The sequence below is a fragment of the Kitasatospora sp. SUK 42 genome (genome assembly GCF_015776785.2).
Classification (GTDB): Bacteria; Actinomycetota; Actinomycetes; order Streptomycetales; family Streptomycetaceae; genus Kitasatospora.
The window spans coordinates 435,986-449,296 of sequence record NZ_LFMD02000003.1; the positions used below are offsets into that span (position 1 = coordinate 435,986).

Annotated in this window: 10 protein-coding genes and 1 tRNA gene; 8 read left to right on the forward strand and 3 right to left on the reverse strand. The window is 69.6% G+C overall.

Annotated features, from left to right (window positions below; genetic code table 11):
* Positions 1-163: 163 nt before the first annotated feature.
* Entirely contained in the window at positions 164-2,848 is a 2,685-nt protein-coding gene (polA, locus tag RZ50_RS11635; RefSeq protein WP_196951543.1) for a DNA polymerase I, read from the reverse strand.
* A gap of 233 nt (positions 2,849-3,081) precedes the next feature.
* Here polA and RZ50_RS11640 point away from each other — a divergent pair, with 233 nt between their 5' ends.
* From RZ50_RS11640 to RZ50_RS11665, 6 genes are all read left to right on the forward strand, one after another.
* Positions 3,082-3,546, forward strand: coding sequence for a PaaI family thioesterase (locus RZ50_RS11640; protein ID WP_196951528.1), 465 nt, complete (start codon positions 3,082-3,084; stop codon positions 3,544-3,546).
* A gap of 611 nt (positions 3,547-4,157) precedes the next feature.
* Complete coding sequence (locus RZ50_RS11645; protein ID WP_196951529.1) at positions 4,158-5,396, forward strand: branched-chain amino acid ABC transporter substrate-binding protein; 1,239 nt, start codon at positions 4,158-4,160, stop codon at positions 5,394-5,396.
* 164 nt (positions 5,397-5,560) lie between these two features.
* Entirely contained in the window at positions 5,561-6,490 is a 930-nt protein-coding gene (locus RZ50_RS11650; protein ID WP_196951530.1) for a branched-chain amino acid ABC transporter permease, read from the forward strand.
* A gap of 5 nt (positions 6,491-6,495) precedes the next feature.
* Entirely contained in the window at positions 6,496-8,421 is a 1,926-nt protein-coding gene (locus RZ50_RS11655) for a branched-chain amino acid ABC transporter permease (RefSeq protein ID WP_196951544.1), read from the forward strand.
* Positions 8,422-8,429: 8 nt separating this feature from the next.
* On the forward strand, positions 8,430-9,239 hold the full coding sequence (locus RZ50_RS11660) for an ABC transporter ATP-binding protein (RefSeq protein WP_196951545.1): 810 nt from the start codon (positions 8,430-8,432) through the stop codon (positions 9,237-9,239).
* Entirely contained in the window at positions 9,236-9,952 is a 717-nt protein-coding gene (locus RZ50_RS11665) for an ABC transporter ATP-binding protein (protein WP_196951531.1), read from the forward strand. Before RZ50_RS11660 ends, RZ50_RS11665 begins: the two co-directional genes overlap by 4 nt.
* A gap of 54 nt (positions 9,953-10,006) precedes the next feature.
* Here the strand turns inward: RZ50_RS11665 and RZ50_RS11670 are convergent, their stop codons facing one another.
* Positions 10,007-10,663, reverse strand: a complete 657-nt coding sequence (locus tag RZ50_RS11670; protein WP_196951532.1) for an ANTAR domain-containing response regulator — start codon at positions 10,661-10,663, stop codon at positions 10,007-10,009.
* A gap of 98 nt (positions 10,664-10,761) precedes the next feature.
* Between RZ50_RS11670 and RZ50_RS11675 the strand changes: the two genes are divergently transcribed.
* Positions 10,762-10,834 (forward strand) — tRNA-Leu (locus RZ50_RS11675).
* A 434-nt stretch (positions 10,835-11,268) separates the two neighbouring features.
* Entirely contained in the window at positions 11,269-11,727 is a 459-nt protein-coding gene (locus tag RZ50_RS30115; protein WP_308271593.1) for a hypothetical protein, read from the forward strand.
* 48 nt (positions 11,728-11,775) lie between these two features.
* Here RZ50_RS30115 and pyk read toward each other — a convergent pair whose 3' ends face one another.
* A complete protein-coding gene (pyk, locus tag RZ50_RS11685; RefSeq protein WP_196951534.1) occupies positions 11,776-13,206 on the reverse strand; it encodes a pyruvate kinase in 1,431 nt (476 codons plus the stop codon).
* Positions 13,207-13,311 lie beyond the last annotated feature (105 nt).

A 13,311-nucleotide genomic window follows, 5' to 3' on the forward strand; every position in this document is an offset into this window, starting at 1 on the left:
AGAAGACCCCACTACCCATCTGCGGGTAGTGGGGTTCACGAGCAACTCGCAACTCCTCACCGCCACCCCGCCCCCGCAGTCGTGCCCGCTGGGCGGCGGAGCGGCAGGATCGTGACGACGGGCCCGGACGCGGGGCGCGTCCGGGCCCGTTGGCGGCACCTCGTCAGTGCGCGGCGGCCTCCCAGTTGGGGCCGACGCCGACCGAGACGTCCAGCGGGGCGGTCAGCGGGTAGGCGCCCGCCATCTGCTCGCGGACGATCGCCTCGACCGGCTCGCGCTCGCCCGGGGCCAGCTCCAGCACGATTTCGTCGTGCACCTGGAGCAGCATCCGGGAGGTGAGGCCGGCCTCGCGCAGCGCCTCGTCGACCCGCAGCATGGCGATCTTGACGATGTCGGCGGCCGAGCCCTGGATCGGGGCGTTCAGAGCCATCCGCTCGGCCATCTCGCGACGCTGGCGGTTGTCGCTGTTGAGGTCCGGCAGGTAGCGGCGGCGGCCGAGCAGGGTCTCGGTGTAGCCCGTCGCGCGGGCCTCCTCGACGACCCGGTGCAGGTAGTCGCGCACGCCGCCGAAGCGCTCGAAGTAGGTGTCCATCAGGCCCTGCGCCTCGGCCGGCTTGATGCCGAGCTGCTGCGAGAGCCCGTACGCGGACAGCCCGTACGCCAGGCCGTAGGACATCGCCTTGATCTTGCGCCGCATCTCGGCGTCCACGGCGGCGCCCGGGACCTCGAAGACCTGGGAGGCGACGGTGGTGTGCAGGTCCTCACCGGAGGCGAAGGCCTCGATCAGGGCCTCGTCCTCGGACAGGTGCGCCATGATCCGCAGTTCGATCTGCGAGTAGTCGGCGGTGAGCAGCGACTCGTAGCCCTCGCCGACGATGAAGGCGCGGCGGATCGCCCGGCCCTCCTCGGTGCGGACCGGGATGTTCTGCAGGTTCGGGTCCTGCGAGGAGAGCCGGCCGGTGGCGGCGACCATCTGGTTGAAGGTGGTGTGGATCCGGCCCTGGGGCGAGACGGTCTTGAGCAGGCCCTCGACGGTGGTGCGCAGCTTGGCCTGGTCGCGGTGGCGCAGCAGGATGACCGGCAGCTGGTTGTCGGTCTGGGTGGCGAGCCAGGTGAGGGCGTCGGCGTCGGTGGTGTAGCCGGTCTTGATCTTCTTGGTCTTGGGGAGGGCGAGTTCGCCGAAGAGGATCTCCTGGAGCTGCTTGGGCGAGCCGAGGTTGAACTCGTGCCCGGCGGCGGCGTGCGCCTCCTCGACGCAGCGCTGGATCTCGGCGGCGAACTGCGCCTCCAGCGTGGTGAGCCAGTCGCGGTCGGCGGCGATGCCGTAGCGCTCCATGCGGGCGAGCAGGGCGGCGATGGGCAGTTCCATGTCGCGCATCAGCCCGGCGGCGCCGACCTCGCCGAGGCGGGTGTCGAAGAGCGCGGCGAGGTCGAGCACGGCGCGGGCCTGGAGCATGAGCGCCTGGGCGCCGGCGGCCTCGTCCTCCTCCGGTGCGTCGAAGGCGAGTTGGCCGCTCTCGGTGGCGGGGGCCGGGGTGAGCGAGCGGGCCAGGTACTCCTCGGCGAGCACCTCCAGGGTGAAGGTGCGGCGGCCGGGCTTCTCCAGGTAGGCGGCGAGGGCGGTGTCGGCGACGACGCCGTCGATGGTCCAGCCGCGCTCGGCGAAGGCGCGCATGACCTGCTTGGCGATGTGCAGGGCCTTGGGGGCCGTCCGGTCGGCGAGCCAGGCGGCGAAGGCCCGCTCGTCCTCCTCGGCGAGCAGCGCCGGGTCGAACCAGGCGGCCAACCCCCCTGCGGCCAGGGCCACTTCGGAGACCTCACCGGTGCCGAGCGCCCACTGGTAGACGGCGGCCAGGGCGACGGTGGTCTTGCCGTCGGAGGCGTGCTCGCGCAGCCAGGCGGCCAGCGTGCCCGGGTCGGTGAGCAGTTCGCCGTCGACCTCGACGCCGGGGGCGAGTTCGGCGGCCTCCTCCTCGCCCGTCGCAGGGTTGATGCCGAGGACGCGGTCGCGGAAGTTGGCGTTGCGGAACTCCAGCGACTCCATCAGGGTGGCGACGGCGGCCTTGTCGAAGGCCTGGCGGGCCAGTTCGGCCACGCCGAGCGGGAGTTCGACGTCGCGGACCAGCTCGGTGAGCACCCGGTTGCGCTTGACCGAGTCGAGGTTGTCGCGCAGCTTCTCGCCGATCTTGCCCTTGACCTCGTCGGCCCGGGCGACGAGTTCGTCGAAGGAGCCGAACTGGTTGACCCACTTGGCGGCGGTCTTCTCTCCGACGCCGGGGATGCCGGGCAGGTTGTCGGACGGGTCGCCGCGCAGGGCGGCGAGGTCGGGGTACTGGCGGGGGGTGACGCCGTACTTCTCGGTGACCTTCTCCGGGGTGAAGCGGGTGAGCTCGGAGACGCCCTTGGTGGGGTAGAGCACGGTGACGTGGTCGGTGACCAGCTGGAGCGAGTCGCGGTCGCCGGTGACGATGTCGACGTCGTAGCCGGCCGCCTCGGCGGCGGTGGCCAGGGTGGCGATGATGTCGTCGGCCTCGAAGCCCTCGGCGGTCAGCCGGGGGATGTGCATGGCGTCGAGCAGTTCGCCGATCAGGCCGACCTGGCTGCGGAACTCGTCCGGTGTCTTGGCGCGGTTGGCCTTGTAGTCGGGGAACTCGACGGAGCGGAAGGTCTGCCGGGAGAGGTCGAAGGCGACGGCGAGGTGGGTGGGCCGCTCGTCCCGGACGGTGTTGGCGAGCATCGAGGCGAAGCCGTAGACCGCGTTGGTGGGCTGCCCGGTGGAGGTGTTGAAGTTCTCCACGGGCAGGGCGTAGAAGGCCCGGTAGGCCATCGAGTGCCCGTCGAGCAGCATCAGCCGGGGCCGCGGGCCGGCCCCGCCGGCACCCGTCGCACCCTTGTCCGTACTCTGCGTAGCCACGTCAACGTCCGTTCCTGCCGATTCCACTACCGGTCACCGATCCTATGGCCCGGCACCGACAAAAGGGGCGCCGCGCCGATCGGGCCACGGCCGCTACCAGCGAGTAGGACGGTCGTACGATCACAGGCAGCACGACGACGCGACCCCCGAGCGGCAGGAGTTCCCCCATGACCGACGCGGCCCCCGACACCAGCCCCGTCCTGAAGGTCCCGCAGGACGTGCTGGACCACTTCTCCCGGCTCGGGGTGAACCCGGAGACCTTCTCCGGCGGCCACCTCGGCGAGAAGCTCGGGATCCGGATCGTCGAGGCGTCCGGCGACCGCGTGGTGGGCACCATGCCGGTGGAGGGCAACCAGCAGCCGTACGGGCTGCTGCACGGCGGCGCGTCGGCGGCACTGGCGGAGACGCTGGGCTCGATCGGCGCGATGCTGCACGCCGGTCCGGGCCGGTACGCGGTGGGCGTGGACCTCAACGCCACCCACCACCGCTCGGCCACCTCCGGTCTGGTCACGGGCGTGGCGACGGCGGTGTTCAAGGGCCGCACGGCGGCCACCTACGAGATCGCGATCACCGACGACACCGGCAAGCGGATCACCAGCTGCCGGCTGACCTGCATGCTGCGCGACCTGTAGGCCGCGCGATCTTCAGGCCGGATCGGCAACCACCGTGCGGCTGCCGACAGTTGCCGTACGGTCGATATCAAGTCCCTTTCCCGCCCCCTTGTTTGACCCTCCGCCACCCTGGGCAGGCGTTGGTCTGGACAAGGGGGCGGCGGCATGTCCGGGCGCGATCGACGGCGGCCCTAGCGAATGTAACGCTACGTAACAGGTAGGAAATCCGAGTAAACGGCGGTTTCGGGGCCCACGGGCACCCCGGAGCCCCTTCGTCGCGCCCTCGCTGTCCGAAATGCGGACAGGCATGGCCGAAAGCAGCACGCCGGACGCGGATGTCCGATTATCGACGGCAACAGCTGCAACCCCTATTTCTGGGCCTTACATTGCCTCACCAGCCCGCAGCGGCCGGATGGTTCGGGACCGGCCGAGCCAAAATGCCCGCATGCTGAGACAACTCGTCTGTGTGCTCATAACAAGAGAATCACAGCCTGCCCACACCACTGCCCGAGCCGCCCAACACCACCTAGAGTCACGGCCAGTCACCGCGCCATCCGGAATGGGCCCGGCCCTCCGCGCATCCCGGCTCCCGCCACTCAGGCGCGGCGCCTCCTGAACCGAAGGGGACCCTCGTGCGTCATCGTTCAGCAGTTGTCGTGAGCATTGCCGTGATCGGCGCCCTCAGCCTCAGCGCCTGCGGCTCCCGCGGTGAGAAGAAGAACGCCGACGGCGGCAACAACGGCGGTTCCGACGTCACCGTCGTCATCGGCGTCGACGCCCCGCTCACCGGCGACCTCTCCGCCCTCGGCCTCGGCATCCGCAACTCCGCGGACCTCGCGGTCAAGAAGGCCAACGAGGCGCACGAGGTCCAGGGCGTCAAGTTCGAGATCAAGGCCCTCGACGACACCGGCAAGCCCGCCCCCGGCCAGCAGAACGCCACCCAACTGGTCGGCGACTCCAAGGTGCTCGGCGTCGTCGGCCCGCTCAACTCCAGCGTGGCGCAGTCGATGCAGCAGATCTTCGACGACGCGAACCTGGTCGAGGTCTCCCCCGCCAACACCGGCGTCGCCCTCAGCCAGGGCGAGCAGTGGGCCACCGGCCAGAAGAAGCGGCCCTTCAAGTCCTACTTCCGCACCGCCACCACCGACGCCGTCCAGGGCCCCTTCGCCGCCCAGTTCCTCTACACCGACGCCAAGAAGACCAAGGTCTTCCTGATCGACGACCAGAAGACCTACGGCGCCGGCCTCGCGGGCACCTTCAAGGGCGAGTTCACCAAGCTCGGCGGCACCATCGTCGGCGAGGAGCACGTCAACCCCGACGACCGCGACTTCTCCGCCATCGTCACCAAGGTCAAGAACTCCGGCGCCGACGCCGTCTACTACGGCGGCGAGTACCCCGCCGCCGGCCCGCTCTCCCTCCAGCTCAAGGACGCCGGCGCCACCATCCCCCTGATGGGCGGCGACGGCATCCAGAGCGCCGACTTCATCAAGCTCAACCCCAAGAGCCAGGGCGACTTCGCCACCGCCGTCGGCCTGCCCGTCGAATCCCTCGACACCGCCAAGAAGTACATCGCCGACTACAAGGCGGCCGGCTACAAGGACGCCTACGAGACCTACGGCGGCTACTCCTACGACAGCACCTGGGCCATCATCCAGGCCGTCAAGAACGTCGTGAAGGACAACAACGGCAAGCTCCCCGGCAGCGACGCCCGCACCGCCGTCCGCAACGCCGTCCAGAAGGTCACCTTCGACGGCGTCACCGGCACCGTCTCCTTCGACGAGTACGGCGACACCACCAACAAGCAGCTCACCGTCTACACCGTCAAGGACGGCAAGTGGGCCGTGGAGAAGTCCGGCACCTTCAAGGGCTGACACCCCTCTACTGACGTTCCGTCACCAAGCGGACCAGCAACAACACTTACCGCCAAAGAACCACAGCACCACAGCACGCGCGCGGGGGCGCCACCAGTGCCCCCGCGCGCGCCCACATCCACCACCCACGCGGACACCCCCGAACGCACTACGGAGGCCCAGCGGTGCACGACCTACCGCAGCAGCTGGCCAACGGCCTGATCCTCGGCGCCCTCTACGGACTCGTCGCGATCGGCTACACGATGGTCTACGGCATCGTCCAGCTCATCAACTTCGCCCACGGCGAGATCGTCATGGTCGGCGGCTTCGGCGCCCTGACCGCCTACCTCGCCCTCCCCGGCGGCACCACCCTGTGGCTGGCCCTGCCACTCATGCTCATCGCCGGCATCCTGGTCTCCACCCTCACCGCCGTCGCCGCCGAACGCTTCGCCTACCGGCCGCTGCGCAACGCCCCCCGACTCGCCCCGCTGATCACCGCGATCGGGCTGTCCATCTTCCTCCAGCAACTCGTCTTCTCCTTCTACCCCGACGCCAAGAAGGCCCGGGTCTTCCCCAAGATCCCCGGCGACCCCTTCTCCCTCGGCTCCGTCACCATCCAGCGCAGCGACCTCTTCCTGATCATCGCCGCCCCGCTGTGCATGCTCGCCCTCGGCTGGTTCGTCACCCGCACCCGCTCCGGCCGCGCCATGCAGGCCACCAGCCAGGACCCGGACACCGCCAAGCTCATGGGCATCGACACCGACCGGATCATCGTCATGGCCTTCGCCATCGGCGCCGCCTTCGCCGCCGTCGCCGCCGTCGCCTACGGACTGCGCAGCGGCCAGGTCGACTTCCGCATGGGCTTCATCCTCGGCCTCAAGGCCTTCACCGCCGCCGTCCTCGGCGGCATCGGCAACATCTACGGCGCCATGCTCGGCGGCATCGCCCTCGGCCTCGCCGAAGCCCTCGCCACCGGCTACATCCAGCACCTGCCCGGCATGCACCTCTTCGGAGGCGGCGCATGGAAGGACGTCTGGGCCTTCGTACTCCTCATCCTCGTGCTCCTCGTCCGGCCCCAGGGCCTGCTCGGCGAGCGCGTCGCGGACAGGGCGTGACCACCATGACCACCACCGAGACCGCCCCGGTCATCCCCCTCCCCGCCCGCGCCGCCACGACCCTCACCGGCCTCGGCGCCCTCGCCACCGCCGCCTCCGCCGCCCTCCCCTGGACCTGGACCAGCGACTTCCCCGGCGACCTCACCTACACCGGCGCCCCCGCCGGCCTCCAATGGCTCGCCATCGCCGCCGGCGTCCTCACCCTCGTCCTCCTCCTCGCCACCCAGGGCACCCCCGGACTGCGCTGGGCCGCCCCCACCCGCAGCAACAACGCCGTCCTCCTCGCCGCCACCGGCGCCCTCGCCGTCGCCGCCTACTCCGTCACCGCCATCACCGTCGAACTCGGCGGCCTCGCCAACCTCGAACCCGGCGGCTGGATCCTCGCCGGCGGCGGCCTGCTCACCGTCCTCGGCGCCCTCGGCCTCCCCCTCGACCGCCGCACCGCCGTACCCGTCCGCATCCTCGACAAGCGGCTCTTCCTCCTCCTCCCCGCCGCCCCCCTCGGCTGGTACGGCGCCCACGCCATCCCCGACGACCAGCCCGTCGCCCCCGTCATGACCGCCCTGTCCGGCGCCCTCGCCATCGCCGCCGGCGCCGTCCTGCTCCTCCAACTCGGCCACCTCGCCAACAGCTGGCTGCGCCTCGGCAAGGCCGACCGCCCGCTGCCCCCGCCGCGCCGACTCCCCTCCTGGGTCGAAGTCCTGGTCATCATCGCCGCCTTCGGCGCCGGCCTGTACGCGATCACCTTCGGCATCGACACCGAGTACGGCGAACTCTTCACCGGCTACCTGCTGCTCGCCGCCCTCGTCGCCGCCGCGCTCACCCGCTCCGGCCTGATCACCCGGCTCCGCACACTGACCGTCCAGCACCGCCCGGTCACCACCGGCGCCGCCTTCGCCGCCGCCGCGAGCTTCCCGTTCACCCAGAGCAGCGACCAGTACACCTCGGTCGCCACCAACATCCTGATCTTCGCCACCGTCGCCCTCGGCCTCAACATCGTCGTCGGCCTGGCCGGCCTGCTCGACCTCGGGTACGTCGCCTTCCTCGGCGTCGGCGCCTACGCCGCCGCCCTGGTCTCCGGCTCCCCCGCCTCCCCCATCCACGTCCAGTTCCCGTTCTGGGCCGCGATGCTCACCGGCGCCGCCGTCTCCATGGTCTTCGGCGTCCTCATCGGCGCCCCCACCCTGCGACTGCGCGGCGACTACCTCGCCATCGTCACCCTCGGCTTCGGCGAGATCTTCCGCATCACCATGCTCAACCTCAACGGCACCACCGGACCCAAGGTCACCAACGGCTCCAACGGCATCCCCCGCATCCCCGACCTGGAGATCCTCGGCTTCGACCTCGGCAAACCCCACACCGTCGCCGGCATCGAACTCGGCCGCTTCTCCAACTACTACCTGCTGATGCTCCTGGTCACCGCCCTGGTCGTGCTCGTCTTCGCCCGGGTCGGCAACTCCCGCATCGGCCGCGCCTGGGTCGCCATCCGCGAGGACGAGACCGCCGCCGAAGCCATGGGCATCAACGGCTTCCGCCTCAAACTGCTCGCCTTCGCCCTCGGCGCCTGCCTCGCCGGCCTGGCCGGCACCGTCCAGGCCCACGTCAGCTACACCGTCACCCCCGACCAGTACACCTTCGCCGACGCCCTGCCGCCCAACTCCGCCTTCCTGCTCGCCGCCGTCATCCTCGGCGGCATGGGCACCATCAGCGGCCCCCTCGTCGGCGCCACCCTCCTCTTCCTCATCCCGAAGAAGCTCGAATTCCTCTCCGACTACCAGCTCCTCGCCTTCGGCGCCGCCCTCATCGTCCTGATGCGCGTCCGCCCCGAAGGCCTCATCCCCAACCGGCGCCGACAGCTCGAATTCCACGAGGCCGCCACCCCGGCCCCGCCCACCGGCGAGCCGACCGCACTCACCAAGGCAGGGGCGTGACCCACCAGATGACCACCGCTGCTGCTCCCCTGCTCGACGTCACCGGCGTCACCATGCGCTTCGGCGGCCTCACCGCCGTCAACGACGTCTCCCTCACCGTCGGCGAGGGCGAGATCATCGGCCTCATCGGCCCCAACGGCGCCGGCAAGACCACCTTCTTCAACTGCCTCACCGGCCTGTACGTCCCCACCGAGGGCTCCGTCCGCTACCGCGGCACCCTCCTGCCCCCCAAGCCCCACCTCGTCACCCAGGCCGGCATCGCCCGCACCTTCCAGAACATCCGGCTCTTCGCCAACATGACCGTCCTGGAGAACGTCCTCGTCGGCCGCCACACCCGGACCAGGGAGGGCGTCTTCTCCGCCATCCTCCGCGGCCCCGGCTACCACCGCGCCGAGAGGGAGGGCCGCGAGAAGGCCATGGAACTCCTCGCCTTCACCGGCCTCGCCGAGAAGGCCGACCACCTCGCCCGCAACCTGCCCTACGGCGAGCAGCGCAAGCTCGAAATCGCCCGCGCCCTCGCCTCCGAGCCCGGACTGCTCCTGCTCGACGAACCCACCGCCGGCATGAACCCCCAGGAGACCAGGGCCGCCGAGGAACTCGTCTTCGCCATCCGCGACAAGGGCGTCTCGATCCTCGTCATCGAGCACGACATGCGCTTCATCTTCAACCTCTGCGACCGCACCGCCGTCCTCGTCCAGGGCGAGAAGATCGTCGAGGGCGACCGCGAGACCGTCCAGACCGACGAACGCGTCATCACCGCCTACCTCGGCGCCCCGCTCGAAGGCACCACCCCCGCCGTTACGGAGACCGACCAGTGACCGCACTCCTGGAGGTCGAGGACCTCCGCGTCGCCTACGGCAAGATCGAAGCCGTCAAGGGCATCAGCTTCACCGTCAACCAGGGCGAGGTCACCACCCTCATCGGCACCAACGGCGCCGGCAAGACCACCACCCTGCGCACCCTCTCTGGCCTGCTCAAGCCCACCGCCGGCCGCATCACCTTCGACGGACAGGACCTGGCCTCCGTACCGGCGCACAAGATCGTCGCCCTCGGCCTCGCCCACTCCCCCGAGGGCCGGCACATCTTCCCCCGGATGACCATCGAGGAGAACCTCCTCCTCGGCGCCTTCCTGCGCACCGACAGCGCCGGCATCGCGGCGGACGTCGAACGCGCCTACGCCCTCTTCCCCATCCTCGGCGAACGCCGCAAGCAGGCCGCGGGAACGCTCTCGGGCGGCGAGCAGCAGATGCTCGCCATGGGGCGGGCGCTGATGTCCCAGCCCAAACTGCTCATGCTGGACGAGCCCTCGATGGGCCTCTCGCCGCTGATGATGCAGAAGATCATGTCCACCATCGTCGAGCTGAAGGCGTCCGGTACGACCATCCTCCTGGTCGAGCAGAACGCCCAGGCCGCCCTGTCGCTGTCCGACCGCGGCTACGTCATGGAGACCGGCAGCATCGTCCTCTCCGGCACCGGCGCCGACCTGCTGCACGACGAGTCCGTCCGCAAGGCCTACCTCGGCGAGGACTGACCACACAGACGAAGGGGCCCGACGGATCCAATCCGCCGGGCCCCTCTCCACGTCCTACTCGGACTTGCCCTCTTCCGCCTTCTTGCGGTCCTGGGCCTCGCCCTCCTCGATGACCGCCTCGGCCACCGCGGCCATCGTCATCCGCCGGTCCATCGAGGTCTTCTGGATCCACCGGAACGCGGCCGGCTCGTTCAGCCCGAACTTGGTCTGCAGCACACCCTTCGCCCGGTCCACCAGCTTCCGGGTCTCCAGCCGCTGGGTGAGATCCCCGATCTCCTTCTCCAGCTCCCGCATCTCGGTGTACCGCGACACCGCCATCTCGATCGCCGGCACCAGGTCCGACTTCGAGAACGGCTTGACGATGTACGCCATCGCGCCCGCGTCACGGGCCCGGTCCACCAGCTCCCGCTGCGAGAACGCCGTCAGCATCAGCACCGGCGCCAGGTGCTTCTCGTGGATCTGCTCGGCGGCGGAGAGCCCGTCCAGGACCGGCATCTTCACGTCGAAGATCGCCAGATCCGGCCTCAGCTCCTCCACGAGCCGCACCGCCGTCTCCCCGTCGCCCGCTTCCCCGACGACGACGTACCCCTCCTCTTCGAGCATCTCCTTGAGGTCAAGACGGATCAGCGCCTCGTCCTCGGCGATCACAATCCGGGTGATCTGGGGCGAATCGGTCTCAAGCGGCTGCGCCTGCTCGTCGGCGGTGCTCACGGGGCTCCTAGTTCCGGCGGGGTACTGCATGCACGAGAGTACCTAGACACGGTATGTTTGGTGTCGCAGGGTCGGAGGCAACCTTCGAAACCGCGGATGCCCCGATAGCCCAGCGGGAGAGGCGATGGTCTCAAACACCATACAGCGTGGGTTCGAATCCCACTCGGGGCACTTTTCCTTCGAATCGAAGGAAGACTGATTCGGTCCAGTCATGAGAGAGCTTCACTCGCCCGAGTGAAGCTCTCTTCGTTTGCGTGCCAACGTTCACCCAATCATGCAGCCTCGGCCACATGTACGACATGGCCACGCGGCAGCGAGCGCTCGACCTTCACGCATCCGGCCTGACCTTCAGCCAAGTCAGCCGTGCGACCGGAATATCCCGATACGCGATACGCGACTGGGCATCCGGTGCCATACCCAGTCCGCGCACGACCGCCGAGTGCCCGGCCAGCGACGACCGGCTCGACCCCTCACGCCCACGTACCGACTACGCCTATCTCCTCGGCCTATACCTCGGCGACGGCTGCATCAGCGAGGGCCGCCGCAGGGTCTACGCCCTCCGCATCGCCTGTTGTGACAGTTGGCCCGGCCTCATCGAGGAGTGCGTGCGCGCCGTCTCCGCCGTCATGCCGCACAACAAGGTCAACCGTGTCAGTGCTCCAGGCTGCACCAGCATCGTCAGCACTAGCAAACACTGGCCGTGCCTCTTCCCTCAGCACGGCCCCGGCCCGAAGCACCTGCGGCCGATCGTCCTCGCCGCCTGGCAGCAGGAGATCGTCGATGCACACCCGTGGGAGTTCCTTCGCGGCCTGATCCACTCCGACGGCTGCCGCATCACCAACTGGGCCACCCGCACCGTGGACGGCGTCAAGAAGCGCTACGAGTACCCGCGCTACTTCTTCACCAACACCTCAGCTGACATCATCAGCCTCTTCACCGCCACCCTCGACGCCGTCGGCGTCCAGTGGAAGCCCGCCTCCCGGTCCAATGGCGGCTTCAACATCTCCGTCGCCCGCAAGGACTCCGTCGCCCTCATGGACGCCCACATCGGCCCCAAGTACTGAGAGCGGCGCGGCCCTTCCCCCTGGAAGGGCCGCCCCGCCCGAGGAGCGTCAGTCGTCCAGGGTCCCCACGTGGTGGACGCGGACGAGGTTGGTGGAGCCGGCGAGGCCGGGGGGTGAGCCGGCGGTGATGACGACGATGTCGCCCTTCTGACAGCGGCCCAGGGACAGCAGGGCCGCGTCGACCTGTTCGACCATCTGGTCCGTCGTCGGGGCGAAGGGGCCGAGGAAGGTCTCCACGCCCCAGGTGACGGCGAGTTGGCTCCGCACGGCCGGCTCGTAGGTGAAGGCCAGCACCGGAATCGGCGAGCGGTAGCGGGTCAGCCGGCGCGCGGTGTCGCCGGACTGGGTGAAGGCGATGAGGTACTTGGCGTGCAGGAAGTCGCCGATCTCGGCGGCCGCGCGGGCGACGGCGCCGCCCTGGGTTCGCGGCTTGCTGCCGACGGTCAGCGGGGGCAGTCCGGCGGCCAGGATGTCGTTCTCGGAGGCCTCGATGATCCGGGCCATGGTCTTGACCGTTTCGACCGGGTACTTGCCGACCGAGGTCTCCCCGGAGAGCATCACCGCGTCCGTCCCGTCCAGGACGGCGTTGGCGACGTCCGAGGCCTCGGCGCGGGTGGGCCGGGAGGCGTTGATCATCGAGTCGAGCATCTGGGTCGCGACGATGACCGGCTTGGCGTTGCGCTTGGCGAGCTTGACGGCGCGCTTCTGGACCAGCGGGACCTGTTCGAGGGGCATCTCCACGCCCAGGTCCCCGCGGGCCACCATGATGCCGTCGAAGGCGTCCACGATGGACTCCAGGTTCTCGACCGCCTGCGGCTTCTCGATCTTGGCGATGACCGGGACGAACCGCCCCTCCTCCGCCATCACCCGGTGGACGTCCTCGATGTCGCGCCCGGTGCGGACGAAGGAGAGCGCGACGAGGTCGGCGCCGGCGCGCAGCCCCCACCGCAGGTCGGCGACGTCCTTGTCGCTGAGTGCGGGGACGGAGACGGCGACGCCGGGGAGGTTGAGGCCCTTGTGGTCGGAGACCAGTCCGCCCTCGATGACGAGGCACCGCACGTGCGGCCCGTCGACGGCGACGACCTCCAGGGTGACGCGTCCGTCGTCGACGAGGATGCGTTCGCCGCGGCTGACGTCCCCGGCGAGGCCCGCGTAGGTGGTGCCGCAGATGTCCTTGTCCCCCACGACGCCGTTGTCGGTGGAGATGGTGAACTCGTCGCCGCGTTCAAGGAGTACGGGCCCGTGGGCGAAGGTGTCGAGCCGGATCTTCGGGCCTTGAAGGTCGACGAGGACGCCGACGCTGCGGCCGGTCTCGTCGGCGGCCTTGCGGACGCGGCGGTAGCGTTCCTCGTGTTCGGCGTGCGAGCCGTGACTGAGGTTGAATCGGGCGACGTCCATCCCGGCGTCGACCAGGGCCTTGATCTGGTCGTACGAGTCGGTGGCCGGCCCGAGGGTGCAGACGATTTTTGCTCGGCGCATACTGCTGAGGGTAGGCATTACCGGCGCGTAACCACGACGCGGGTCCGGACTGCGGGATGACCGTTGCGGTAAGGCGAGTTGAACAATCTGACACGGACTCGGACC